This is a genomic window from Cellulomonas sp. P2_B4, assembly GCF_056404795.1.
In genome coordinates this window covers 1-23,957 of sequence record NZ_JBFUDI010000008.1, presented here as the reverse complement: position 1 = coordinate 23,957, position 23,957 = coordinate 1, and the positions used below count along the sequence as shown (strand labels likewise).

24 protein-coding genes are annotated in these 23,957 nt (G+C 71.3%); 15 read left to right on the top strand and 9 right to left on the bottom strand.

The window, feature by feature from the left end; translation table 11 throughout:
* Positions 1-54: 54 nt before the first annotated feature.
* Both AC1DZC_RS14300 and AC1DZC_RS14295 read left to right on the top strand, forming a co-directional pair.
* Positions 55-816, top strand: a complete 762-nt coding sequence (locus AC1DZC_RS14300) for an isoprenyl transferase (RefSeq protein WP_477039909.1) — start codon at positions 55-57, stop codon at positions 814-816.
* Positions 817-1,167: 351 nt separating this feature from the next.
* The gene (locus AC1DZC_RS14295) at positions 1,168-2,490 is read left to right on the top strand and encodes a PhoH family protein (protein ID WP_477039937.1); all 1,323 of its coding nucleotides are present in this window, start codon (positions 1,168-1,170) and stop codon (positions 2,488-2,490) included.
* Between the two features lie 9 nt (positions 2,491-2,499).
* Here the strand turns inward: AC1DZC_RS14295 and AC1DZC_RS14290 are convergent, their stop codons facing one another.
* Positions 2,500-2,985, bottom strand: a complete 486-nt coding sequence (locus AC1DZC_RS14290) for a MarR family winged helix-turn-helix transcriptional regulator (protein WP_477043722.1) — start codon at positions 2,983-2,985, stop codon at positions 2,500-2,502.
* A gap of 56 nt (positions 2,986-3,041) precedes the next feature.
* Between AC1DZC_RS14290 and AC1DZC_RS14285 the strand changes: the two genes are divergently transcribed.
* From AC1DZC_RS14285 to AC1DZC_RS14275, 3 genes are read left to right on the top strand one after another with little or no spacing between them, the layout of a single operon-like run.
* Positions 3,042-3,614, top strand: coding sequence for a class I SAM-dependent methyltransferase (locus AC1DZC_RS14285; RefSeq protein ID WP_477043721.1), 573 nt, complete (start codon positions 3,042-3,044; stop codon positions 3,612-3,614).
* Positions 3,615-3,672: 58 nt separating this feature from the next.
* Positions 3,673-4,302, top strand: coding sequence for a PadR family transcriptional regulator (locus AC1DZC_RS14280; protein ID WP_477043720.1), 630 nt, complete (start codon positions 3,673-3,675; stop codon positions 4,300-4,302).
* Positions 4,303-4,361: 59 nt separating this feature from the next.
* Entirely contained in the window at positions 4,362-6,002 is a 1,641-nt protein-coding gene (locus tag AC1DZC_RS14275; protein WP_477039913.1) for a DHA2 family efflux MFS transporter permease subunit, read from the top strand.
* A gap of 60 nt (positions 6,003-6,062) precedes the next feature.
* Here the strand turns inward: AC1DZC_RS14275 and AC1DZC_RS14270 are convergent, their stop codons facing one another.
* The gene (locus tag AC1DZC_RS14270) at positions 6,063-7,457 is read right to left on the bottom strand and encodes a class II fumarate hydratase (protein WP_477043719.1); all 1,395 of its coding nucleotides are present in this window, start codon (positions 7,455-7,457) and stop codon (positions 6,063-6,065) included.
* A 73-nt stretch (positions 7,458-7,530) separates the two neighbouring features.
* Between AC1DZC_RS14270 and AC1DZC_RS14265 the strand changes: the two genes are divergently transcribed.
* Positions 7,531-7,851, top strand: a complete 321-nt coding sequence (locus tag AC1DZC_RS14265; protein ID WP_477039915.1) for a DUF2087 domain-containing protein — start codon at positions 7,531-7,533, stop codon at positions 7,849-7,851.
* A gap of 7 nt (positions 7,852-7,858) precedes the next feature.
* Here the strand turns inward: AC1DZC_RS14265 and AC1DZC_RS14260 are convergent, their stop codons facing one another.
* Positions 7,859-8,491 (bottom strand): carbonic anhydrase, encoded by a 633-nt coding sequence (locus tag AC1DZC_RS14260; RefSeq protein ID WP_477039916.1) that lies wholly within the window; start codon positions 8,489-8,491, stop codon positions 7,859-7,861.
* 124 nt (positions 8,492-8,615) lie between these two features.
* On the opposite strand from AC1DZC_RS14260, the gene AC1DZC_RS14255 reads away from it, so the two are divergent.
* Genes AC1DZC_RS14255 through AC1DZC_RS14240 form a run of 4 tightly spaced genes read left to right on the top strand, consistent with a single transcriptional unit; the run spans position 8,616 to position 13,006 of the window.
* Positions 8,616-9,911, top strand: coding sequence for a sugar ABC transporter substrate-binding protein (locus AC1DZC_RS14255; protein WP_477039917.1), 1,296 nt, complete (start codon positions 8,616-8,618; stop codon positions 9,909-9,911).
* Positions 9,908-10,864: a carbohydrate ABC transporter permease gene (locus AC1DZC_RS14250; protein WP_477039918.1), complete on the top strand. Its 957-nt coding sequence runs from the start codon at positions 9,908-9,910 to the stop codon at positions 10,862-10,864. Before AC1DZC_RS14255 ends, AC1DZC_RS14250 begins: the two co-directional genes overlap by 4 nt.
* On the top strand, positions 10,864-11,712 hold the full coding sequence (locus tag AC1DZC_RS14245; RefSeq protein ID WP_477039919.1) for a carbohydrate ABC transporter permease: 849 nt from the start codon (positions 10,864-10,866) through the stop codon (positions 11,710-11,712). Before AC1DZC_RS14250 ends, AC1DZC_RS14245 begins: the two co-directional genes overlap by 1 nt.
* A 34-nt stretch (positions 11,713-11,746) precedes the next feature.
* Positions 11,747-13,006, top strand: coding sequence for an ABC transporter ATP-binding protein (locus AC1DZC_RS14240; protein ID WP_477039920.1), 1,260 nt, complete (start codon positions 11,747-11,749; stop codon positions 13,004-13,006).
* Positions 13,007-13,048: 42 nt separating this feature from the next.
* On the opposite strand, the gene AC1DZC_RS14235 is transcribed toward AC1DZC_RS14240, so the two are convergent.
* The 3 genes from AC1DZC_RS14235 to AC1DZC_RS14225 form a co-directional block, all read right to left on the bottom strand.
* A complete protein-coding gene (locus tag AC1DZC_RS14235; RefSeq protein WP_477039921.1) occupies positions 13,049-13,981 on the bottom strand; it encodes a carbohydrate kinase family protein in 933 nt (310 codons plus the stop codon).
* On the bottom strand, positions 13,978-14,265 hold the full coding sequence (locus AC1DZC_RS14230) for an exodeoxyribonuclease VII small subunit (protein ID WP_477043718.1): 288 nt from the start codon (positions 14,263-14,265) through the stop codon (positions 13,978-13,980). Before AC1DZC_RS14230 ends, AC1DZC_RS14235 begins: the two co-directional genes overlap by 4 nt.
* 200 nt (positions 14,266-14,465) lie before the next feature.
* Positions 14,466-15,059, bottom strand: coding sequence for a TetR/AcrR family transcriptional regulator (locus AC1DZC_RS14225; protein WP_477039923.1), 594 nt, complete (start codon positions 15,057-15,059; stop codon positions 14,466-14,468).
* A gap of 98 nt (positions 15,060-15,157) precedes the next feature.
* Between AC1DZC_RS14225 and AC1DZC_RS14220 the strand changes: the two genes are divergently transcribed.
* Positions 15,158-16,210, top strand: a complete 1,053-nt coding sequence (locus AC1DZC_RS14220) for an ABC-2 transporter permease (protein WP_477043717.1) — start codon at positions 15,158-15,160, stop codon at positions 16,208-16,210.
* A 53-nt stretch (positions 16,211-16,263) separates the two neighbouring features.
* On the opposite strand, the gene xseA is transcribed toward AC1DZC_RS14220, so the two are convergent.
* Positions 16,264-17,541 carry an exodeoxyribonuclease VII large subunit gene (gene xseA, locus AC1DZC_RS14215; protein WP_477043716.1) on the bottom strand — a complete coding sequence of 426 codons (1,278 nt, stop codon included), beginning with the start codon at positions 17,539-17,541 and terminating at the stop codon, positions 16,264-16,266.
* A 123-nt stretch (positions 17,542-17,664) separates the two neighbouring features.
* Between xseA and AC1DZC_RS14210 the strand changes: the two genes are divergently transcribed.
* Positions 17,665-18,693, top strand: coding sequence for a 4-hydroxy-3-methylbut-2-enyl diphosphate reductase (locus AC1DZC_RS14210; protein WP_477043715.1), 1,029 nt, complete (start codon positions 17,665-17,667; stop codon positions 18,691-18,693).
* Positions 18,694-18,774: 81 nt separating this feature from the next.
* Here the strand turns inward: AC1DZC_RS14210 and AC1DZC_RS14205 are convergent, their stop codons facing one another.
* Positions 18,775-20,112, bottom strand: a complete 1,338-nt coding sequence (locus tag AC1DZC_RS14205) for a DNA recombination protein RmuC (RefSeq protein ID WP_477039927.1) — start codon at positions 20,110-20,112, stop codon at positions 18,775-18,777.
* 79 nt (positions 20,113-20,191) lie between these two features.
* Here AC1DZC_RS14205 and AC1DZC_RS14200 point away from each other — a divergent pair, with 79 nt between their 5' ends.
* From AC1DZC_RS14200 to ychF, 3 genes are read left to right on the top strand one after another with little or no spacing between them, the layout of a single operon-like run.
* Positions 20,192-20,965 carry an ABC transporter ATP-binding protein gene (locus AC1DZC_RS14200; protein ID WP_477043714.1) on the top strand — a complete coding sequence of 258 codons (774 nt, stop codon included), beginning with the start codon at positions 20,192-20,194 and terminating at the stop codon, positions 20,963-20,965.
* Positions 20,941-22,503: a hypothetical protein gene (locus tag AC1DZC_RS14195; protein WP_477043713.1), complete on the top strand. Its 1,563-nt coding sequence runs from the start codon at positions 20,941-20,943 to the stop codon at positions 22,501-22,503. Before AC1DZC_RS14200 ends, AC1DZC_RS14195 begins: the two co-directional genes overlap by 25 nt.
* Positions 22,504-22,534: 31 nt before the next feature.
* Entirely contained in the window at positions 22,535-23,608 is a 1,074-nt protein-coding gene (ychF, locus tag AC1DZC_RS14190) for a redox-regulated ATPase YchF (RefSeq protein ID WP_477039930.1), read from the top strand.
* Between the two features lie 53 nt (positions 23,609-23,661).
* Here the strand turns inward: ychF and AC1DZC_RS14185 are convergent, their stop codons facing one another.
* A complete protein-coding gene (locus tag AC1DZC_RS14185; RefSeq protein WP_477043712.1) occupies positions 23,662-23,940 on the bottom strand; it encodes a GlsB/YeaQ/YmgE family stress response membrane protein in 279 nt (92 codons plus the stop codon).
* Positions 23,941-23,957 lie beyond the last annotated feature (17 nt).

Here is a 23,957-nt window from a genome sequence, read left to right as displayed (position 1 = left end):
CGTTCCGAGCGAGTAGCGTGTGCGGGTCCGGCCACCACACGAGGAGGAGCGCGCGTGCGCCTGCCCCACCCGCTCTACGGGTTGTACGAGCGACGGCTGGCGACCTCGATCCCCCGGGAGGGCATCCCGCGCCACGTCGGCGTCATCCTCGACGGGAACCGCCGGTGGGCCCGCAGCGTCGGCGGGTCCACGGCGCACGGCCACCGGGCGGGCGGTGACAAGATCGCCGACCTGCTCGAGTGGAGCGAGGACATCGGCGTCGAGGTGGTCACGCTGTGGCTCCTCTCGACGGACAACCTGGAGCGCTCGCCCGACGAGCTCGAGCCGCTGCTGGCGATCATCGAGGACGTCGTCGGCGAGCTGGCGGCCAGCGGACGGTGGCGGGTGCAGGCGGTCGGGGCGCTCGACATGCTCCCCGACCACACGGCCAAGGCGCTCGTCGCCGCCCAGGACGCGACCACCGGGATCGTCGGCCTGCACGTGAACGTCGCGGTGGGCTACGGGGGTCGTCGCGAGATCGCCGACGCCGTCAAGGCGTTCCTGCGCGAGCACGCGGAGGCCGGGTCGAGCCTGGACGAGCTGGCCGAGGACTTCGACATGGGGCACATCGCCGACCGGCTCTACACCAAGGGCCAGCCGGACCCCGAGCTGGTCATCCGTACCTCCGGGGAGCAGCGGCTCGGCGGGTTCCTGCTGTGGCAGAGCGCGCACTCGGAGTTCTACTTCTGCGAGGCGTACTGGCCGGATTTCCGCCGCGTCGACTTCCTGCGGGCCGTCCGCGCGTACGCGGCTCGGGAGCGCCGGCTCGGCCGCTAGGGCGAACTGTTCAGGTGAACACGGTGTGACGTTGTCGCGTGTCGGGCTGGACAGCGGCGTTCGCGAGGTAGTTTCCGCCGTAGAGGACAGCGACCGTTGTCCCCGGGAGGCCAGCCCATGGAGCACTCGCTCCGGGAGGAGGGCCGGATCCGGCCCACCCTCTCCGGAGGGGCCGACCGCCCCCGTCCCGTCGCCGAACATCGGTGCGTGAACCTGCCCTGGGACGTGTCCCTGCAGCAGGTGGCCGGTCTTCGGTGCTCGTCTCGGCGCACGTAGCGCCAGAGGGAGCCTGCCGTGGTGAACAAGGCGCAGAACACCCCGAAGTCCGTCGAGGAGACGGACGGCCGCAGGATGCACGTGCTCGACACCTCCGTCCTCCTCTCGGACCCGCGGGCGATCCTGCGGTTCGCGGAGCACGACGTGGTCCTCCCGGTCGTCGTCATCACGGAGCTGGAGGCCAAGCGCCACCACGCGGAGCTCGGCTACTTCGCCCGCTCGGCCCTGCGGATGCTGGACGACCTGCGCGTGCAGCACGGTCGCCTCGACGTCCCGCTCCCGATCGGCGACGAGGGCGGCACGCTCACGGTCGAGCTGAACCACACGGACCTCACGGTCCTGCCGGCCGGGTTCCGGCTCGGCGACAACGACACCCGGATCCTCGCGGTCGCGGCCAACCTGGCCGCCGAGGGCAACGACGTCACCGTCGTCTCCAAGGACCTGCCGATGCGCGTGAAGGCGTCCGCGTGCGGCCTGCGCGCCGAGGAGTACCGCGGCGAGCAGGTGGTCGACTCCGGCTGGACCGGGATGGACTCCCTCGACCTCGCCGAGAACCAGATGTCGGCCCTGTGGGAGCACGAGTCGATCGCGCTCGCGGACGTCGCCACGGGCTTCGCGCCGACGTCGATGGCGTCGACGAACCCGAACGACCTGCCCTGCCACACGGGTCTCGTGCTGCACAGCCCGCGCGGGTCGGCGCTCGGTCGCGTGACCGCCGACAAGCACGTGCAGCTGGTCCGCGGCGACCGGGACGTGTTCGGCCTGCACGGCCGGTCCGCCGAGCAGCGGATCGCGATCGACCTGCTCCTCGACGAGGAGATCGGCATCGTCTCGCTCGGCGGCAGCGCCGGCACCGGCAAGTCCGCGCTGGCCCTGTGCGCGGGTCTCGAGGCCGTCCTCGAGCGTCGTCAGCACCGCAAGGTCATGGTCTTCCGCCCGCTGTACGCGGTGGGCGGCCAGGACCTGGGCTACCTGCCCGGCGGGGCCGACGAGAAGATGAACCCCTGGGCGCAGGCGGTCTTCGACACTCTCGGCGCGCTGGTCAGCAAGGAGGTCGTCGAGGAGATCATGGACCGCGACATCCTCGAGGTCCTGCCGCTGACCCACATCCGCGGGCGCTCGCTGCACGACGCGTTCGTGATCGTCGACGAGGCGCAGTCGCTGGAGCGCAACGTGCTCCTGACGGTCCTGTCCCGCATCGGGCAGAGCTCGCGCGTCGTGATGACCCACGACGTCGCGCAGCGCGACAACCTGCGGGTCGGCCGGCACGACGGGGTCGCGGCCGTGATCGAGGCGCTCAAGGGCCACCCCCTCTTCGCGCACGTCACGCTGACGCGGTCCGAGCGGTCGCCCGTCGCCGCCCTGGTCACCGAGCTGCTGGAGGGCATCGAGGTCTGACGCCTCCCGTCAGGCGCCCGGGTCCTCCTCGTGGGGGCCCGGGCGTTCTGCGTGCAGGTCCGACAGCACCCTGCTCAGGGCGCCGAGCCCGACCGTGAGGGCGCGCCGCTCGTCGGGCGTGAGCCGTCCGAGCAGCTGCTGGTGGGTCGCGCGCAGCTCGGCGCCGACGCGGCTGGCGACCTGAGCGCCCTCATCGGTCAGGCGCAGCCGGTACAGCCGCCGGTTCTCGTCGTCGCGCACCCGCGACAGCCAGCCGCGGCCCTCCATGCCGGCCGCCAACCGGCTGACGGTGCTCTTCTCGAGGCCGAGACGGGTGGCCAGCTCCTGCTGCGACATCTCGCCGGCCTCGGACAGCTCGCCCAGCGCGATCGACTCCGAGATCGACACGCCGCCGTGCATCGACGCCGCGTGCGACGGCTCGAGCAGCCCGCCATGCCGGACGAGCTGCTGGAGGAACCGGCGAAGATCGTCGTCGGGAAAGGTTGTGCCATACAACTGTTGGACCTACGCTCTCGGAAGAGTTGTGTCGTACAACTATAGAGGAGAACCCCATGGCCACCACGAACGGCGCGCACGCCACGATGTTCGGGCTCGCGCGTCACCCGGAGCAGTACGAGCGGTTCGCCCTGCGGGTCGCGGCGCCCATGTACGCCCGCGTCGTCCGCGACGTGGTCGCCCTGGGCCTGCCGTCCGGCGCACGCGTCCTCGACGTCGGGACCGGGCCGGGCGTGGTGCCGCGGCTGCTCGGCGAGGCGTGCCCCGACCTCGAGCTCGACGCGGTCGACCTCTCGCCCGAGATGATCGCCCGCGCACAGGAGGGGTCCGGGGCGGCCCGGGTGACGTTCGCCGTCGCCGACGTCTGTGCGCTGCCGTTCCCGGACGCGAGCTTCGACCTCGTCATCTCGACGATCAGCCAGCACCACTGGGACGACCCGGCGGCCGGCCTGCGCGAGGTCCGGCGCGTGGTGCGACCGGGCGGTCGGGCCTGGATCTACGACGTGCGTCCGGCTGTCCGGCGGGCGCAGAAGGCCGCGGACGGGCTGCGGGCGACCTCGCGGGTGCGTCGGGAGCGCCCGCCGTCCCTGCTGAACCCGATCGCGCGGCTGGTCGTCGAACCGACGTGACATTCGAGCCCTCCCGTGGTTATATTCCGGTTGGAATAGTCAGACGGGAGGATGTGGCATGGCGATCGGAGAGCTCTCGGCCGTGGCCGTGCTGATCCTCGCGCTCCTGCACGAGCAGCCGATGCACCCGTACCAGGTGCACCAGACCCTGGTGGAGCGCGGCGACACCCGGCTCGTGCGCGTCAACGCCGGAGCCGTCTACCACGGTGTCGAGCGGCTCGAGAAGGAGGGCCTCGTCGAGGCCGCCGGGACCGAGCGTTCGGGCAACCGCCCGGAGCGGACCCTGTACCGGATCACCGACGCGGGCCGAGCCGCCTGCGTCGATCGGCTCGCGTCGTTCCTCGGCGACGACCACCGCGCCTACCCGCTGTTCCCCGTCGGCCTGGCGGAGGCGCACGAGGTGCCGGCGGACGTCGTCGTCGAGCAGCTCACGCGTCGTCGCGACCGCCAGTCCGAGCGCATGGCCCTGCTCTGGACGGCGCAGGACCGGCTCGGCGCGGTCGGTCTGCCGCGCAGATATCGGCTGGACGTCGAGCACGAGATCGCCATGCTGGGAGCGGACATCGCGTTCCTCGACCGGACGATCGAGGAGCTCCGCACCGACGCCCTCGGCTGGGGCGAACCGATCCCGACCGAGTACGCCGAGGCCCGCCACGAGCTCAAGGCCTGTCAGACCCCCACGGCATAGTCGATCCAGCCGCTTCCGGATCGTCTCTCCAGCAACAACCCTCGATCAAGGACACCCCCATGACCACTGAGTCGCCTCGGGCACTCGTCGACCTCCACGGCCGCTCGCCGTGGAGCATCCTGCCCGCGCTCTGCCTGGGCTTCTTCATGATCATGGTCGACACCACGATCGTGAACATCGCCATCCCGTCGCTCATCACGGCGTTCGACGCCGACCTGACGGCCGTCGGCTGGGTGAACAGCGCCTACCTGCTCACCTTCGCCACCCTGCTCCTGGTGACCGGACGCCTGGGCGACCGGTTCGGACCGCGCCCCGTCTTCATCCTCGGCCTCGTGATCTTCACCACGGCCTCGCTGTGGTGCGGCCTGTCCGGCTCGATCGGCATGCTCATCGCCGCCCGCGCCGTCCAGGGCATCGGTGCCGCGCTCATGACGCCGCAGACCATGTCGATGATCACGCGCGTCTTCCCGCCGCAGAAGCGCGGTGCGGCCCTGGGCATCTGGGGCGCCGTCGCGGGTGTCGCGACGATCGCCGGCCCCGTCCTCGGCGGCATCCTGGTCGAGTCGGCCGGCTGGGAGTGGATCTTCTACATCAACATCCCGGTCGCGGTCGTGGCCCTCTGGTTCGCCATCACGCGCCTGCCCACCCTGCCGACGGCCAACCGGACGTTCGACGGACTCGGCGTGCTCCTGTCCGTCGGCGGCATGTTCCTGCTCGTCTTCGGCATCCAGGAGGGTGCCACCTACGACTGGGGCACCATCGCCGGACCGATCACCGTCTGGAGCGTCATCGGCGCGGGCGTCGTGGTCCTGACCGCGTTCGTGCTCTGGCAGCGCCACCTCAAGGCCGACGCGCTCCTGCCGCTGTCCCTGTTCCACAGCCGCAACTTCTCCCTGTCCAACGTGGCCGGCGCCGCGGTGACCTTCGGGCTCACCGGCATCTTCTTCCCGCTCACGCTGTTCCTGCAGGAGGTCCTCGGCCTGAGCCCGCTCAACGCGGCCCTGATCGGTTTGCCGGGGTCCCTGCTGTCCGGCATCGTCGCGCCGTTCGCGGGCCGGCTCTCCGACCGGATCGCCGCCAAGTGGGTCGTCGCCACCGGCTTCCTGCTGGTCTCGATCTCGGTGTTCCTCCTGGCCATCGCCATCGAGCCCGATGCTCCGCTGTGGCAGCTGATCCTGCCCATGTCGCTCTTCGGCGTCGGCACCGGTGCGCTGTTCTCGCCGCTGGCGTCGCTGGCCACCTCCGGCCTCGACCAGCGGACCGCGGGAGCGGGCGCCGGCGCGTTCAACACGACCCGGCAGATCGGTGGCGTCATCGGCTCGGCCGTCATCGTCGCGCTGCTCACGGCGCGCCTCGCCGTCACCATCCCGGCCGCGGCGCGCGACCAGGCGGCCAACCTGCCGCCGGACGCCCGACAGGGCTTCATCGACGGGTTCGCCAACGCCGGGGGCGCGTTCGCCAACGGGTCCGCGGGCGGCATCCAGGTTCCGGACGGCGTGCCGGCCGACGTGGCGGCGCAGATCCAGGCCGCCGCGACCGCAGCCGTGCACTCCGGCTTCGCGACCGCCGTCACGCAGACGATCCTGTTCACGGTCGTCGTGCTCATGCTCGGGTTCGTCGCGAGCGTGGCCATGAAGGGCGGCCGGACGCACCATGCCGAGGCGCCCGTCGGGGCTGTTCCCGTCCCCGCCGAGGTCTGACGTACAACAGAAGGCCCGGTCCTCGTACATCGAGGACCGGGCCTTCTGGGCGTGCGCGGGTCAGCGCGGCGGGCGCGTCATGCTCAGCACGTCGAGCGCGGAGTCCAGCTGGTCCTCGGTGACCTCGCCCCTCTCGACGAACCCGAGGTCGATGACGGCCTGCCGCACGGTGATGCCCTGCTTGACGGCGTGCTTGGCGATCTTCGCGGCCGCCTCGTAGCCGATCACCCGGTTGAGCGGGGTGACGATCGACGGGGACGACTCGGCCAGCGCGCGGGCACGGTCGACGTTGGCGACCAGGCCGGCGACCGTCTTGTCGGCCAGCAGCCGGGACGCGTTGGTCAGCAGCCGGATCGACTCGAGCACGCCGGCCGCGATCACGGGGATCTGCACGTTGAGCTCGAACGAGCCGCTCGCACCGGCCCACGCGACGGTGGCGTCGTTGCCGATCACGCGCGCGGCGACCATGAGCACCGCCTCCGGGATCACCGGGTTGACCTTGCCGGGCATGATCGACGAGCCCGGCTGCAGGTCCGGGATCGCGATCTCGCCCAGGCCGGTGTTCGGGCCGGAGCCCATCCAGCGCAGGTCGTTGCAGATCTTGGTGAGGCTGACCGCGATCGTCCGCAGCGCGCCCGACAGCTCGACGAGGCCGTCGCGACCGCTCTGGGCCTCGAAGTGGTCGCGCGCCTCGGTCAGGGGCAGGCCGGTGTCCTCGCGCAGCAGCTCGATGACGCGCTGCGGGAACCCGGCCGGGGTGTTGATCCCCGTGCCGACCGCGGTCCCACCGAGGGGGACCTCAGCGACGCGGGGGAGGGCCGACTCGAGCCGCTCGATGCCGTACCGGACCGCAGCGGCGTACCCGCCGAACTCCTGGCCGAGCGTGACCGGCGTGGCGTCCATGAGGTGCGTGCGGCCGGACTTGACCACCTGCGCCCACTCGACGGACTTGGCCTCCAGCGCCTCGGCCAGGTGCGCGAGCGCGGGGACGAGGTCGCGGACCACGCCGGCCGTCGCGGCGACGTGCACCGAGGTCGGGAACACGTCGTTCGAGGACTGCGACGCGTTCACGTGGTCGTTCGGGTGGACGTCGCTCCCGAGGCGTCGGGTCGCCAGCGTGGCGAGCACCTCGTTGGTGTTCATGTTCGAGCTCGTGCCCGAGCCGGTCTGGTAGATGTCGATCGGGAAGTCGCCGTCGTAGGTGCCGGCGGCGACGTCGTCGGCGGCTCCCACGATGGCCTCGGCGATCTCGGGCGACAGCACGCCCAGCTCGGCGTTGGCGCGGGCGGCGGCCTTCTTGATGCGGGCCAGCGCCTCGATGTGGCCACGCTCGAGGCGGTTGCCGGAGATCGGGAAGTTCTCGACGGCGCGCTGCGTCTGCGCCCGGTAGAGGGCGTCGACCGGGACCCGGACCTCACCCATGGTGTCGTGCTCGATGCGGAACTCAGCAGTCATGACGACCATCCTGCCGCACCCACGGGGAGCGTTCCGCCGGGTGTGACGAAGCGCGAACGGGCACGATCGAGACATGGACGACGAGTGCCGCGCGCAGCGATTCCTCGACCACGGCAGGTTGGTCCGCACCCCGCGACGCCACGCCGACCGGGACCTGGTGCTCGAGCACCTCGTCGCCCGGGTGCTCGCACCGGGGGAGTGGCTGACGGAGGCCGAGGTCACGGAGCGGATCGCCGCGTTGACGGACGACCCGGTGCGCCTGCGCCGGGACCTGGTCGAGGCCGGGCTGCTGGGTCGTCGCGCGGACGGCTCGACCTACTGGCGCGAGCGCCAGACGCCGCACGACGACGAGGCGGGCGCGCTGCCGCGGCCGGACGACGTGTGGTGGCCGTAGCCGGACCTCAGACCGCCCCGACGGCCTCGGAGAGGTGGACCGTGCCGTCCGCGAGCGTGTACTCCAGGCCCACGATCGCGACGCGTCCTTCGTCGACCGACTCCGCGAGCGAGCGCGAGTAGCCCTGCAGCATCCGCACGGTGTGCTTGACGTGCTCGTGGCCGAGCACCGCGGGGTCGAGCGAGGACAGGGCGGCGCCGGAGCCCCCGCCGGCGAGGTTGACGATGCTCGGGATCACGCGGTCGACGATGGCCCGCACGAACCCGGTCGGCAGCTCGCCGGTGGTCAGCGCGGTCGTCGCGGCGGCGACGGCCCCGCAGCTGTCGTGCCCGAGCACCACGACGAGCGAGGCACCCAGCACGTCGACGCCGTACTCGATCGAGCCGATGACGGTCGTGTCGAGCACGTGACCGGCCGTCCGGACGACGAACACGTCGCCGAGGCCCTGGTCGAAGATGATCTCCGCGGCGACCCGTGAGTCCGAGCACCCGAAGATCACCGCGAAGGGGTGCTGCGCCGCGCTGAGCTCTGCACGATGGTCCACACCTTGCGACGGGTGGAGCATCTCGCCGCGCACGAAGCGCTCGTTGCCCTCGCGTAGTGCGGTCCACGCTTCTGCCGGGGTGGTGGGTCGAGTCACGGCGCCATCGTCGCAGGTCCCGGTGACGTCGTGCCAAACGAATCGGACATCTGGGGTGGCGGTCGCGGGCTCACAGGAGTACCCAAGGTTATGAGGCGACGACGCCTCAGTTCGGAGGACTCTCGTGCGACGACGTTCACGGGCACTCGCCCTCGTCGTGGGTCTGGCGGTCGCCACCCCGCTCGCTGCGTGCGCGAGCGAGGGATCGGGTCCGCCGAAGCTCACGTGGTACATCAACCCCGACAACGGCGGCCAGACCGAGATCGCCAAGCAGTGCACCGAGTCCGCCAACGGTGCCTACACGATCGAGACCTCGCTCCTGCCCCGTGACGCGAGCGCCCAGCGCGAGCAGCTGGCCCGGCGCCTGGCGGCCAAGGACTCGTCGATCGACATCATGAGCCTGGACCCGCCGTTCATCCCCGAGCTGGCCGAGCCCGGCTTCCTCGCCCCGGTGCCGGACGACGTCGAGCAGAAGGTCACGCAGAACGTGGTGGCCGGTGCCCTCGCCGGTGCCAAGTGGAAGGACAAGCTGGTCACCGTCCCCTTCTGGGCCAACACGCAGCTGCTCTGGTACCGCAAGTCCGTGGCGAAGGCGGCGGGCCTCGACCCGGCGACCGCGCCCGTGACGTGGGACCAGATCATGAAGGCGGCCAAGGACCAGGACAAGTACCTGTCCGTGCAGGGCACGAAGGCCGAGTCGCTCACTGTGTGGATCAACGCACTCGTGGCCTCCGCCGGTGGGAAGATCATCGAGAACCCGGACGCACCCGCCGACGAGATCAAGCTGGGCCTCGAGTCGCCGGCCGGTGAGGCCGCCGCGACGATCATGGGCACGATCGGCAAGGAAGGGCTCGGCGGTCCCGCGCTCCCCACGGAGGACGAAGGCGTCTCGCTGACCATCTTCCAGGGGGACAAGGGCTCCTTCATGGTGAACTGGCCGTTCGTCTGGTCGGCCACCAACGCGGGCGTCACGGACGGCACGCTGCCGCAGTCGCTCGTCGACGACATCGGCTGGGCTCTCTACCCGCAGGTCAGCGCCGACCAGCCGACCGCCCCTCCCTACGGCGGCATCAACCTCGGCATCGGCGCCTTCAGCAACCACGTCGACCTGGCGTACGAGGCGGCGCAGTGCATCGTGACGCCTGAGCACCAGGCGCAGTACTTCGCGACGAACGGCAACCCGCCGTCCAACACCGAGGCCTACGACGACCCCGCGGTGAAGGAGGCCTTCCCGATGGCCGACGTCATCGAGCAGTCGCTCGAGCAGGCCGTACCGCGACCGCAGACGCCCTACTACAACGAGGTGTCCACCGGTCTGCAGCAGACCTGGCACCCGCCGAGCGCCGTCAACCCGAAGACGACGCCCAAGGAGTCCACGGACCTGATCACTGCCGTGCTTCGAGGGGAGCAGCTGCTATGACCGCTCAGGTCACCACGCCGCCGGACCTGCGTGACGCTGCGGCCAAGGCCGGCCGCAGCGACCGCGCCAAGGCCGAGGCGCGGCTCGGTTGGTTGCTCGCCGGACCGGCGTTCGTCGTGATGCTCGCCGTCACGCTGTACCCGATCCTGCAGGCCGTCTACGACTCGCTGTTCCACTTCCGCCTGACCGCGCCGAACGACAAGAGCTTCGCGGGCCTGAGCAACTACGTGGTCGTGCTCACCGACCCGATCTTCTGGCAGGCGCTCGGCGTGACGGTCTTCATCACGGTCGTCACGGTGATCGTCGAGCTGATCATCGGTTTCGCGCTCGCGCTGGTCATGCACCGCGCCATCAAGTCGCTGCGCGGTCTGCTGCGCACGGCGATCCTCGTGCCCTACGGCATCATCACGGTGGTCTCGGCGTTCGCGTGGTTCTACGCGTTCGACATCAGCTCCGGGTACATCAACAACTGGTTCGACTGGGTGCCGGGCATCAACCCCGACCTCAACTGGTTCGCGCAGCGCGGCACGTCGCTGTTCGTCATCATCGCCTCCGAGATCTGGAAGACGACCCCGTTCATCTCGCTGCTCCTCCTGGCCGGCCTGTCGCAGGTGCCGACCGAGCTGGAGGAGGCCGCCGAGGTCGACGGGGCGACCTGGTGGCAGCGGCTGACGCGCGTGGTCCTCCCGAACATGAAGGCCGCGATCATGGTCGCCGTCCTGTTCCGGGCCCTGGACGCGTTCCGCATCTTCGACAACGTCTTCATCATGACCAACGGCGCGAACGGCACCGAGGTTCTGTCGCTGCTCGCTTATCGAACATCCATCGGACGCCTCGAGATAGGCCTCGGCTCGGCCATCTCGGTCCTGCTGTTCGGCTGCGTGCTCCTCATCTGCTGGGTCGCCGTCAAGCTGTTCAAGGTCGATCTCGCGGGCTCGAGGGGTGGTCGGTGATGAAGCAGCTCTCGACACGGGCCAAGTGGGCCTGGGGCGTCATCTCGATCGTCGTCATCGTCTACGCGCTGTTCCCGGTGCTCTCGATCTTCGCGACGTCCTTCAAGCTGCCGAGCCAGCTGAACGCGGGGACGCTCTTCCCCCAGACGTGGTCCTGGACCAACTACCAGCAGATCCTGACCGACGGCGGACCTGCGCAGGAGCTGTTCCTGTCCGCGCTGCGCAACTCGATCGGCATCTGCCTCATCGCGACCGGCATCGCCGTCGTCCTGGCGACCCTGGCCGCCTACGCCATCGCCCGGCTCGACTTCCCCGGCAAGCGGCTGGTCCTGCTCACCGCGCTCGGTGTCTCGATCTTCCCGGTCATCTCGATCGTCACGCCGCTGTTCAACCTCTGGCGCGAGATCGGCCTGTACGACACCTGGCTCGGCCTGATCATCCCGTACCTGTCGCTGACCCTGCCGATCTCCATCTGGACCCTGGCGGCGTTCTTCCGGCAGATCCCGTGGGAGCTCGAGCAGGCCGCGCAGGTCGACGGGGCGACGACGTGGCAGGCCTTCCGCAAGGCGATCATCCCGCTGGCCGCCCCCGGCGTCTTCACCACCGCGCTGATCGCGTTCTTCATCGCCTGGAACGACTTCGTCTACGGCATCTCGCTCACGTCGACGAGCGCCGCACGGCCCGTGCCCGCGGCACTCGCCTTCTTCACCGGCGCCTCGCAGTTCGAGGAGCCCACGGGCGCCATCTCGGCCGCGGCCGTCGTGGTGACCATCCCTGTCGTGATCCTCGTCCTGCTGTTCCAGCGCCAGATCGTGTCCGGCCTCACCCAGGGTGCCGTCAAGGGCTGATGCCCCGCCCAGCTAGTCCTACGAAGGAGTCCCGATGGCCGCCATCACCCTGAACAACATCGTCAAGCAGTACGGCGACGGCTACCTGGCCGTGAAGGGCGTCAGCCTGGACATCGCCGACGGCGAGTTCGTCATTCTCGTCGGACCGTCGGGATGCGGGAAGTCGACGCTCCTGCGGATGATCGTCGGCCTGGAGGACATCACCTCCGGCGACCTGACGATCGACGGCAAGCGGGTCAACGACCGCGCCCCGCGCGACCGGCACCTGGCGATGGTGTTCCAGAACTACGCCCTGTACCCGCACCTGACCGTCTTCGAGAACATCGCGTTCCCGCTGCGGCTGCAGAAGGGCAGGTTCACCGAGGCGCAGATCAAGGAGAAGGTCGAGTTCGCGGCCAAGACCCTCGAGCTGCAGGACCACCTCGACCGCAAGCCCGCCAACCTCTCCGGTGGTCAGCGGCAGCGTGTCGCGATGGGCCGCGCGATCGTGCGCGAGGCGCAGGCGTTCCTCTTCGACGAGCCGCTGTCCAACCTCGACGCCAAGCTGCGCGGCCAGATGCGCACCGAGATCGCCCGCATGCAGCGCCGGTTGGGCACCACGACCGTCTACGTCACGCACGACCAGACCGAGGCGATGACGCTGGGCGACCGCGTCGCCGTGCTGCGCAAGGGCGAGCTGCAGCAGGTCGCCAGCCCTCGCGGCCTGTACGAGCAGCCGAAGAACCTGTTCGTCGCCGGCTTCATCGGCTCGCCGCCCATGAACTTCCTGCCCGGCGAGGTGGTCGACGGACGCGTGCTGCGGCTGCCGTTCGCGGACATCCCGCTGACACCCGAGCTGTCCAGGACGCTCGCCGGCAAGAACCTGGTGATCGTCGGACTGCGACCCGAGCACTTCGAGGACGCGGCGCTCCTCGAGACGGCCAAGCGCAGCCAGGGGGTGGAGTTCAACGCGCCCGTCGACGTCACCGAGTGGCTGGGGTCGGAGCTCTACGCCTACATCCCGTTCGACACGAACCCCGACGTGGCGGGCAAGCTGGAGGAGCTCGACCGTGACCTCGACGGTGAAGGCCTGCGCACGCAGCTCATCGTCGCGCTCGACTCCGAGAGCAAGATCCGCGACGGCGACCAGGCGCCCCTGTGGTTCGACCCGGCGCGGGCGATGATCTTCGACCCCGAGTCCGGCGAGAACCTCACCTGGAACTCCGACGAGGCACGCCGGATCGACGAGGAGAACGAGGCCGACCGCAAGGCCTCACTGGAGCGCGCCCACGCCCGCGAGGCAGCCAGCGCGTAGCCCGGCGGGGTGCCGCCCGACGCAGCGGGCGGCACCTGCGGCTTACGCCAGCTCGTCCGTGGTGGGCGGGTTGGCGCCCACGCGGGAGACCGTGATCGCGGCGATCTGCGCGCAGCGCTCGAGCACGCCCTGCAGCACCGCGGTGTCGGCGTCAGCCAGCGCCTGCCGGTTCGCGGCGCCGAGCAGACCGGCGGACCACAGGCCGTCGATCAGGCCGCCCATGAAGGAGTCGCCGGCGCCCACGGTGTCCGCGACCTGCACCTTCGGGGCCACGACCTGCAGGCGTGCGCCCGCGGACGTGCTGGCGAACGCGCCCTCGCCGCCGTGGGTGACCACGACCAGCGACGGCCCGGACCGGCTCCACTCCTCGGCGATCTCGGCCGGCGCGACGCCCGGGTGCAGCCAGGCGAGGTCCTCGTCGCTGACCTTGACCACGTCGGCCAGGCGCACGAGCGCGTCGACGACCGGCAGAGCGTGCGCGGGGGAGCCCATGAGCACGGGGCGCAGGTTCGGGTCGTAGGTGATCGTCGACGTCGCCTGGCTGCGTGCGATCAGCCGCTCGACCGCCGTGCCGCCCGGCTGCAGGACCGTGGCGATCGAGCCCGTGTGCACGACGAGCGGGTCGCCCTCGGCCTCGTCCCACGAGCTCGGCAGGTCCCACTCGAGGTCGAACTGGTAGCTCGCCACGCCGGCGGCGTCGATGTTCGCGGTCGCCACGGGCGTCCGCGTGGCGCAGCGGTCGCCGGTCAGCACGTGCACGTGCGAGCTGTTGAGGTGGCGACGGACCAGGTCGCCGTCCGCGTCCTCGCCGAGCCAGGTGAGCAGGTCCACCGTGCGACCCAGCCGGCCCAGGCCGAGGGCGACGTTGGCCGGGCTGCCGCCGGGGTGCCGCTCACGGCTCCCGTCGGGGCGGGCGACCTCGTCGATGAGGGCCTCCCCGACGACAAGTGCGCGGTCCTGTGCTGCGGCGGTCATCCCTGCTCCTCGATGTCGTCGGGTGTGATCTCGTCGTCGATGTCGGGCTCTGCCTCGGGTGTGGCCTTCTCGCGGACGGCGCTGAGCCGCTGCCGTGCCCCGTCGAGCCACTCCTGGCAGCGGGCGGCGAGCGCCTCGCCGCGCTCCCAGAGGGCGAGCGACTCCTCGAGGGTCTGGGCGCCGGCCTCGAGCCGGGCGACGACGGAGACGAGCTCGTCGCGGGCCTGCTCGTAGCCGAGCCCGCTCACGTCGGCATGGGGGGTGGGGTTGGACGCCTTCGGCACGGGAGACAGTCAACCAGCCGTGGCCCACACCACCGCACCTCGTCGCACCACGCGAGACACCCGTCCCCGCCGACCCCCGAGCAACGTCCGCACTCGTAGGCGCCATAGGCCACACGAGGGCGGACGTCCGCGGCTCCAGCTCTGGAACGTCCGCACTGGTGGTTGCCGTAGGCCACACGAGGGCGAACGTCGCGGCGTCTTTACTGCGGCAGGTACTTCTCGACGGCTGCGAGGTAGGCCTCGCCGTCGAACGTCGGCACGATCGAGGCCTGGACGACGTAGCCCTGGACGGCCGCGATGAACAAGGGCACCTGCTCGGCGGCGAGCACGTCGGCCTCGTCGGCCGGGGTGCCGTGCGCTCGCTGGATCCACAGCGAGATGTAGGTGATCAACGTCGCGCGCAGCCGCTCGATGACGCCCGACGCGAGCATCCCGACCTCCGGGTCGGTCATCCCCTCGCCCCACAGCTGGACCATGATCCGGGGGCTGCCCATGGCCCCGAGCATGCCGGCGATGAGCACCCGGGGGAGCTGCGGCGGTGGGGGCATCGGCGTCAGGTCGGACAGGTGCTCGATGTCGTGGATGCGGGTGTCGATCACGCGGCTCGCGACGTCTACCACGATCGCGCTCTTGCTCGGGTAGTGGCCGTAGATCGCGCCGGCCGACAGCCCCGACTCGGCGATGATCTCGGCCATCGACGTGGCCTGGAACCCCTTGCGCCGGAACGCGCGCAGGGCGGCGTCGGCGATCTCGTCTCGACGAGCGACGCGGTACTCCTCGGTGACCTTGGGCACACCCGACTATAAAAACGAACGATCGTTCTTGACAAGTCGCCGCGCCGAGGTCGACTCTTTAAAAGAACGAACATTCGGTTTAGAGAGGAAGCTCTGACATGTCGACTCCCGCACTGCGGCCGCACACCCCGTGGCGCCGCCTGATCGGTGTCGGCGCGGGTCTCGCCGTCGTCGTCACCGTGATCACCCTCGCCTTCCTGTGGCCCTCGGTCACCTCCGACGCCCACGACCTCCCGGTCGCCGTCGCCGGCCCCGCTGCCGCGACCGCACCCGTCGAGCAGGGCCTGTCCCAGCGGGCACCCGGTGTCTTCGACGTCGTGCAGGCGCCCGACCGCGCCGCTGCCGTCGACCTCGTCGAGACCCGCGAGGTCTACGGCGCGATCGTCCTGGGCGACTCGCCTGAGATCCTCACCTCGACCGCCGGCAGCGCGGTCGTCGCGCAGCAGCTCGCCGCGTTCTCGCCGGTACTCACCGAGCAGGTCGGGGTGCCCGTCCCCGTCACCGACGTGGTCCCGCTGGGCACCGGTGACCCGCGCGGCGCGGTCCTCGGTGTGGTCACCCTCCCGCTCGTCATCGGCGGGATGATCGGCGGCATCCTCGTCTCGATCCTCGTGGTCGGCGTCTGGCGCCGCGTCGCCGCGGTCGCCGCGTACTCCGTCTTCGGTGGGCTCGCGGTCGCCGGGGTGCTCCAGGGCTGGTTCGGCGCCATCGAGGGCAGCTACTGGGTCAACGCCGGGATCATCGGCCTGGCGATCTTCGCGATCGCCGCCACCATCGTCGGCTTCGTCTCCGTCGTCGGCCGGCCCGGCATCGCCATCGGGCCGGTGCTCTTCCTCCTGATCGCCAACCCGCTCGCCGCCGCCGCCCAGCCGTGGCAGATGCTCCCCGCGCCGTTCGGGGCGATCGGCCAGTGGATGCCGCCGGGCGCCGCCGCCGCGCTGCTTCGCGACGAGTCCTACTTCCCCCGCGCCGACACCACGCAGCTCTGGCTCGCGCTCGCGTCGTGGGCCGCCCTCGGGCTCGTCCTGTCGGTCGTCGGGCACTTCAAGAACACCGGCGCCGCCTCGCATGCCGCCATCGAGAAGGCCGAGGAGGCCGCCGAGCACGAGTACGCCGAGCACAACCCGCAGCAGGTCGCGGTCAACGCCTGACGTTCCGCACGCACGACGGGCCCGGGTGCCCCGAGGGCGCCCGGGCCTGCGGTTCAGGGGGAGGTGACGTTCGCCGTCAGCTCGCCGCGGGCCACGCGGACCCGCAGGTCGTCGCCCGTCGACACCTCGGCGGGGTCCCGGACGACGTGGCCGTCGGCCGTCTGCACGACGGCGTACCCGCGGTCGAGCGTGGCGGCGGGGGACAGGGCCCGGACCTGGGCGGCGAGGCCCGCGACCTCCGCGAACCCGTGCACCAGGCTGGTGTGCAGCGCGCGACGACCGCTCTGGCGCAGGGCGTCGACGCGGTGCTCGTGCTGGTCGACGAGGGTCGTCGGAGACTTCAGCACCGGCCGGCTGCGCAGCTGCTCGAGGCCCGACTGCTCCCGCTGCACGCGCTGCGTCAGGGCCGCGCGCGCCCGCAGGCGGGCCTGCATGATCCGGGCGCGCTCCTCGCCGACGTCGGGCACGATCCGCTTCGCGGCGTCCGTGGGAGTCGAGGCACGGAAGTCGGCGACCAGGTCGAGCAGGGGCGTGTCCAGGTGGTGCCCGATCGCGCTCACCAGCGGCGTCCGGCAGGCCGCAGCCACGCGCACGAGCGCCTCGTTGCTGAACGGCAGCAGGTCCTCGAACGACCCGCCGCCGCGCGCGACGACGATCACGTCGACGCGGGGGTCGGCGTCGAGCTCGGTGATGGCGGCGCTCACCTCCGGCACCGCCCGCGGACCCTGCACGGTGACGCGCCGGATCTCGAAGTCCACGGCCGCCCAGCGGGCGCGCGCGTTCGACACGACGTCGTGCTCGGCGTCCCCCTGCTGCGCGACGATCAGCCCGACGGTGCGCGGCAGGAACGGCAGGGGTCGCTTGCGGCTCGGCTCGAACAGGCCCTCGGCGCCGAGGATCCCCTTGAGGTGCTCGATGCGGGCCAGCAGCTCGCCGAGGCCGACCAGCCGCACGTCGTCGGCCGCGAACGTCAGCGTGCCCTTCTTGGCGTGGAACTGCGGGCGCGCATGGACCACGAGGTGCGCACCGTCGGAGATCTTGTCGGCCAGCGGGCGCATCGACGCCGCCGGCACCGTGACCGACAGCGACATGTCGAGGTCGGTGTCCCGCAGCGTGAGGAAGTAGAGGGTGTTCCAGCGCTTGAGGTTGAGCACCTGCCCCTCCACCCAGACCGGCGGCATCTTGGCGATGTAGTCGGCGATCTTGGGCGCGAGGTGCCGGACCGGCCAGGGGCGGTCGGGCGTGGTGTCGGCGGCCTTCAGCGGGCGCGGGCCCGAGCTCACGGGTGCGCTGATGATCGGCTCGCTGCTCACGCCCCCAGCCTGCCTCATCGGACCCACACGGGGGCCCGCCCCACGGCTCGGCGTGGACGTGCGATGGACGTCACGTGCCGATCCGCGCCCTGGCCGGTCCTGGCCGGGGGTGTGCAGCGGTCGCCGAACTAGACTCGCCCGGTGACCACCTCGACATCCGCCCCCGGCAAGCGCGTACTCCTGGCTGCGCCGCGTGGGTACTGCGCCGGCGTCGACCGCGCGGTCATCGCCGTCGAGAAGGCGCTCGAGCACTACGGCGCCCCCGTGTACGTGCGCAAGGAGATCGTGCACAACAAGTACGTGGTCGAGACCCTGGCGGCGCGCGGGGCGATCTTCGTGGACGACACCGACGAGGTGCCCGAGGGCGCCCGCGTCGTGTTCTCCGCGCACGGGGTCTCTCCTGCGGTGCACGCGGCCGCGGCGGCGCGGTCGCTGCAGACGATCGACGCGACCTGCCCCCTGGTCACCAAGGTGCACAAGGAGGCCGTCCGGTTCGCCGCCGAGGACTACGACATCCTGCTGATCGGCCACGAGGGCCACGAGGAGGTCGAGGGGACGTACGGCGAGGCACCCGACCACATCCAGGTCGTCGACTCGCCCGACGCCGTGGCCGCGCTCGAGGTGCGCGACCCCGACCGTCTCATCTGGATCTCCCAGACGACGTTGTCCGTCGACGAGACCATGGAGACGGTCCGCCGGCTGCGCGAGAAGTTCCCCAACCTGCAGGACCCGCCCAGCGACGACATCTGCTACGCCACGCAGAACCGCCAGGTGGCCGTCAAGAAGCTGGCTCCCGAGTGCGACGTCGTGATCACGGTCGGCTCGGCCAACTCCTCCAACTCCGTGCGCCTGGTCGAGGTCGCGCTCGACGCGGGCGCCCGCACCTCCTACCGGGTCGACACCGCCGCCGAGATCGACACGGCCTGGCTCGACGGCGCGACGACCGTCGGCGTCACCTCCGGCGCGTCCGTGCCGGAGATCCTGGTCCGCGACGTGCTGGCCCTGCTGGCCGAGCACGGCTTCGGGGACGTCGAGGAGGTCCGCACGGCGACCGAGGACCTCATGTTCTCGCTGCCGCGCGAGCTGCGCGCCGACCTCAAGGCCGCCGGCTCCGAGCCGGCCCGCCCGCGCCGCGACGGTCGCCGCGACCTGAAAGTCCAGCCCGCCTGACCTCGCGCAGCAGCGGCACCGCACCCATCCGGGCGCCGCCGGACAGAACCAAGCGCCGCCCGACAGGACGTGGCTGACGGCTCACGCGGTCGAGGCGTCGACCGATCCGGCAGTGTCGCCGTCGGCCCGTTCGGCACGCAGCGCGCGGTCGTCGCGTTCGGCGCGCCCGTCGAACAGGACCACGTGCTCGTCGGCGGAGGCCACCAGCTCCGGCGCGCTCACGCTCGACAGGCGCGGGTTGGACGGCTCGGGCATCGGCAGGTCGCCGTCCACGACGTTCAGGTCCGCGAACCGCCGGGCGCTGACCAGGACCCGGGTCTCCAGCGACGACACCGTCTGGTTGTACGCCCCGGCGGCGGAGTCGATCGCGCGTCCGAGCCGGGCGAGGTGTGCCCCCATCGTCGCGAGCCGGCCGTGTAGCTCCTTGCCCAGCGTGAGCACGGCCTGCGCGTTGTCGGCGAGGGCGTCCTGGCGCCAGGCGTAGGCGATGGTGCGCAGCAGGGCGAGCAGGGTCATGGGCGTGGCGATGACGACGTTCCGCTCGAACGCGTACTCCATGAGCAGCGGGTCGAGCTCGGCCGCGGCGCCGAGGAACGACTCGGCCGGCACGAACATGACGACGAACTCCGGTGCCGGGGCGAACTGGTCCCAGTAGCGCTTGCCCGCCAGGTCGTCGACGTGCGACCGCACGTGCCGGGCGTGCGCGGCGAGCCGGTCGGCGCGCACGGACTCGTCGGTCGCCTGCGCGGCGTCGAGGAACCCGAGGAACGCCACCTTGGCGTCGACCACGATGCTCTTGCCGCCTGCCAGCCGCACGACCATGTCCGGCCGCAGCAGCCCGTCGTCGGTGCGGACCTGCGCCTGCTCGACGAAGTCCACGTGCGGCAGCATGCCGGCGGCCTCGACAACCCGGCGCAGCTGGACCTCGCCCCAGCGCCCGCGCACCTGCGAGGACCGCAGCGCCGTGACCAGCCGCGACGTCTCGTCGCGAAGGTGCTCCGACGCCGCGTGCATCGCCCGGACCTGCTCTCCGAGCGCCGCGTGACCGGCCGCGCGGGCCTGTTCGGCCGTGGACAGCTGCACGCGGACGGCGTCGAGCGTGCTCGACAGCGGCTCGACCATCGCGCGGACGGCCGCCTCGCGCTGCGCGAGCTCGCCCGCGGCCGTCTGGTGGTCGGCCGCGAACTGCTGGTGCGCGAGCGCGAGGAACTGGTCGGTGCTCGTCGCGAGAGCCTCCGCCGCCAGCGCCCGGAACTGGTCCGCCTGCCGGTCCACATCCGCGAGGCGCTCCGCGGCGATCCTGCGCTCCGCCTCCAGCGACGCGCGGGCCCGCGCGCCGGCGACCGAGCCGCGCCACGAGGCCAGCACGGCACCGAGAACGGCTCCGACCAGCAGCCCGAGCAGCAGTGAGGTGTCCATGCGGGGACCCTCCCAGCAGCCACTGACATCCACCCGACGGCGGAGGGACGTGCCGACACGCGAACCGTAGGGTGGAGCGATGCCGACCGACCCCGTACCCGCGCTGGAGCTGCGCGGGCTGTGGCGCCGTTTCGGCCAGAAGATCGCGGTCGCCGGCATCGATCTCGTCGTCCCCGCAGGGTCGTTCTACGGGCTCGTCGGACCGAACGGCGCCGGCAAGACGACCTCCCTGTCGATGGCGACCGGCCTGCTCAAGCCCGACTTCGGCACGGTGCTGGTGCACGGGCAGGACCTGTGGGCGAACCCGCTGGAGGTCAAGCAGATGCTCGGCGTCCTGCCCGACGGGGTGCGCCTGTTCGACCGGCTCACCGGCGAGCAGCTCATCACCTACGCGGGTCTGCTGCACGGCCTGGACCGCGACACCGTGGCGGCCCGCGCGCACGACCTGCTCGTCGCGTTCGACCTGGCCAAGGACGCCCGGACGCTCGTCGTGGAGTACTCCGCGGGCATGACGAAGAAGGTCGCTCTCGCCTGCGCGATGGTGCACGCGCCGAGGCTGCTGGTCCTGGACGAGCCGTTCGAGGCCGTCGACCCCGTCTCCGCGGCGAACATCCGCGACATCCTCGCGTCCTACGTCGCGTCCGGCGGGAGCGTGATCGTCTCGTCGCACGTCATGGACCTGGTCCAGCGGATGTGCGACCACGTCGCCGTGATCGCGGCCGGGCACGTGCTGGCCGCGGGGACGGTGGACGAGGTGCGCGGGGACCAGAGCCTCGAGGACCGGTTCGTGCAGCTCGTCGGCGGTCGGGGCAGCGGTGAGGGGCTCGCGTGGTTGCGCACCTCGTCCGGCTGAAGCTCTCGCTGCTGCGCAACGGTCTGCGACGAAGCCCGTGGCAGGTGATCGGGCTGGCCGTGGCCGCGCTGTACGGGCTGGGTGCGATCGTCGTCGTGGTGGCCTCGATGGCTGCGGTCAGCGTGCAGGACCCGGACATCCGCGGGCTCGTCACCGCCCTGCTGGGCTCGGTGCTGGTGCTCGGCTGGTGGGTGGTCCCGCTGATCTCGTTCGGCGTGGACGCGACGGTCGACCCGGCGCGGTTCGTGACCTTCACCATCCCGCGCCGCAGCATGCTCGTCGGGCTGGGGATCGGTGCCGTGATCGGCATCCCCGGGGTCGTCACCGCGGTCGCCGCGCTGTCCATGGCCGGCGTCTGGTGGCGCACGCCCGTCGCCATGCTCGCCGGGATGGTGTGCGTCCCGCTCGCGATCGCGACGTGCATCGTCGGGGGCCGCGCGACGACCTCGGCGTCCTCGCACCTGATGGGCAAGCGGCGGGTGCGCGAGCTCATGGCCGCGGCCGCACTGATCCCGCTGCTCCTCGTCGGGCCCCTCATCAGCCGGGTCTCGATGTCGAGCGGCAGCATCACCCGGGAAGGCCTGACGAAGATCGCCGACGTCCTGGGCTGGACGCCGCTCGGCGCGGTCTGGGCCGTGCCGTGGTCGGTCGCGGACGGCCGGTGGGCGACGGCGGCAGCGCGGTTCGGCATCGCCGTCGGGACGCTCGTGGTCCTCGCGGTCGTCTGGGACCGCTCGCTCGCGCACGCGCTGGTCAACCCGGTGCACGAGTCGGTGTCGACGAGGTCGCGCGGGCTGGGCTGGTTCGGCCGGCTGCCCGCGACGCCGCTGGGCGCGGTGACCGCCCGAAGCCTGACCTACTGGGTCCGCGACCCGCGGTACGCGCTGGCCATCGCGATCGTGCCGCTGCTGCCCGTGCTCATGTGGATCTTCAGCCCGGGCGGCAGCGCGCTGCTGTTCCTCGGCCCGACTGCCGCGTTCCTGCTGGGGTGGGGCATATCGGCCGACGTCGCCTACGACGGCTCGGCGTTCTGGACCCACCTCGCCGCGCCCGTCACGGGCCTCACGGACCGGCTGGGCCGCGTGCTGGGGGCGTCGGCCGTCGCGTTGCCGGTCGTCGTGGTGTACGTCGTCGGCTCGGCGCTGCTGACCGACCGGCCCGGCGCGATCCCCGCCCTGCTCGGCGTCTCTACCGGGGTGCTCTGCACGGCGTTCGGCGGCGCGAGCATCGTGTCCGCGCTCGTCGTCTACCCGGTCCAGCAGCCGGGGGACAACCCGTTCCAGACCCGTCAGGGTGCCTCGATGGTCGCGGTGACCTCGCAGCTCGTCGGCTGGTCCGCGGTCCTCGCCCTGAGCCTGCCCGAGGCGGTCCTGGCGTTCCTCGCGGTGTCGCAGTCGGACGCGGCCCTGGGCTGGGCGACGCTCGTCGTCGGGGTGCTGCTCGGTGGCCTCCTGCTCGTCGTGGGGCTGCGCGTGGGCGGCCGGACGCTGGAGCGCAACGGCGCCGACCTGCTGCGCCGGATCATGGCGTTCGCCTGAGCGTCTCGTCGGCCCCGTAGACTCGTCCGACGTGGCACTCACCATCGGCATCGTCGGCCTGCCCAACGTCGGCAAGTCCACCCTGTTCAACGCGCTGACCCGTGCGTCGGTCCTCGCGGCGAACTACCCCTTCGCGACGATCGAGCCGAACGTCGGCGTGGTCCCGCTCCCGGACCCTCGGCTGGAGACCCTCGCCGAGCTGTTCGGTTCCGAGCGGATCCTGCCCGCGACCGTGTCGTTCGTGGACATCGCCGGCATCGTGAAGGGCGCGAGCGAGGGCGAGGGCCTGGGCAACAAGTTCCTCGCCAACATCCGCGAGGCCGACGCGATCTGCCAGGTCACCCGCGCCTTCGCCGACCCGGACGTGGTGCACGTCTCGGGCGAGGTGAACCCCAAGGACGACATCGAGATCATCAACACCGAGCTGATCCTCGCCGACCTGCAGACGCTCGAGAAGGCGATCCCGCGTCTCGAGAAGGAGGTTCGCGCCAAGAAGGCCGACCCCGGTCTGCTCGCCGCCGCGCAGGAGGCGTTCGCCATCCTCGAGACCGGCACGACCCTGGCGCGCAGCGGCAAGACGATCGAGCACCTCGACGAGCTGCAGCTCATGACGAGCAAGCCGTTCATCTACGTCTTCAACACCGACGACGCGGGCCTGGCCGACACCGCGTTCCAGGACGAGCTGCGCGCGCTGGTCGCCCCCGCCGACGCCATCTTCCTCGACGCCAAGTTCGAGTCCGAGCTCGTCGAGCTCGAGCCCGACGAGGCCAAGGAGATGCTCGCCGACAACGGGCAGGAGGAGGCCGGCCTCGACCAGCTGGCCCGCGTCGGCTTCCACACCCTCGGCCTGCAGTCCTACCTGACCGCCGGCCCCAAGGAGTCCCGCGCCTGGACCATCCACCAGGGCTGGACCGCCCCGCAGGCGGCCGGTGTGATCCACACCGACTTCCAGAAGGGTTTCATCAAGGCCGAGGTCATCTCGTTCGACGACCTCGTCGCCGCCGGCTCCGTCGCCGCCGCCCGCGCGGCCGGCAAGGCTCGCATCGAGGGCAAGGACTACGTGATGGCCGACGGCGACGTGGTGGAGTTCCGCTTCAACGTGTGAGCGTGGCCGGCGATCGCGGGTCCCGGCCGTGACGACCGGGACCCGGCGCGGGGTCAGTTGGTGATCGAGCGGCGGCCGCCGACGCGGATCCAGATCAGCAGCACGATGATCGCGCCGATGATCGACCCGATGAGGCCGGCGGGCTGCAGGAAGCCGTCGTCGGCGTCCTTGTGGAACAGCAGGTAGCCCAGGAACCCGCCGACGAACGACCCGATGATCCCGATGACGATCGTCATGGCGATGGACAGGTTCTGCTTGCCGGGGACGATGAGGCGCGCGAGCAGCCCGGCGATGAGCCCGACGATGATGATGGTGACGATGAGTCCCAGCATGGTGGTGCCTCTCTAGT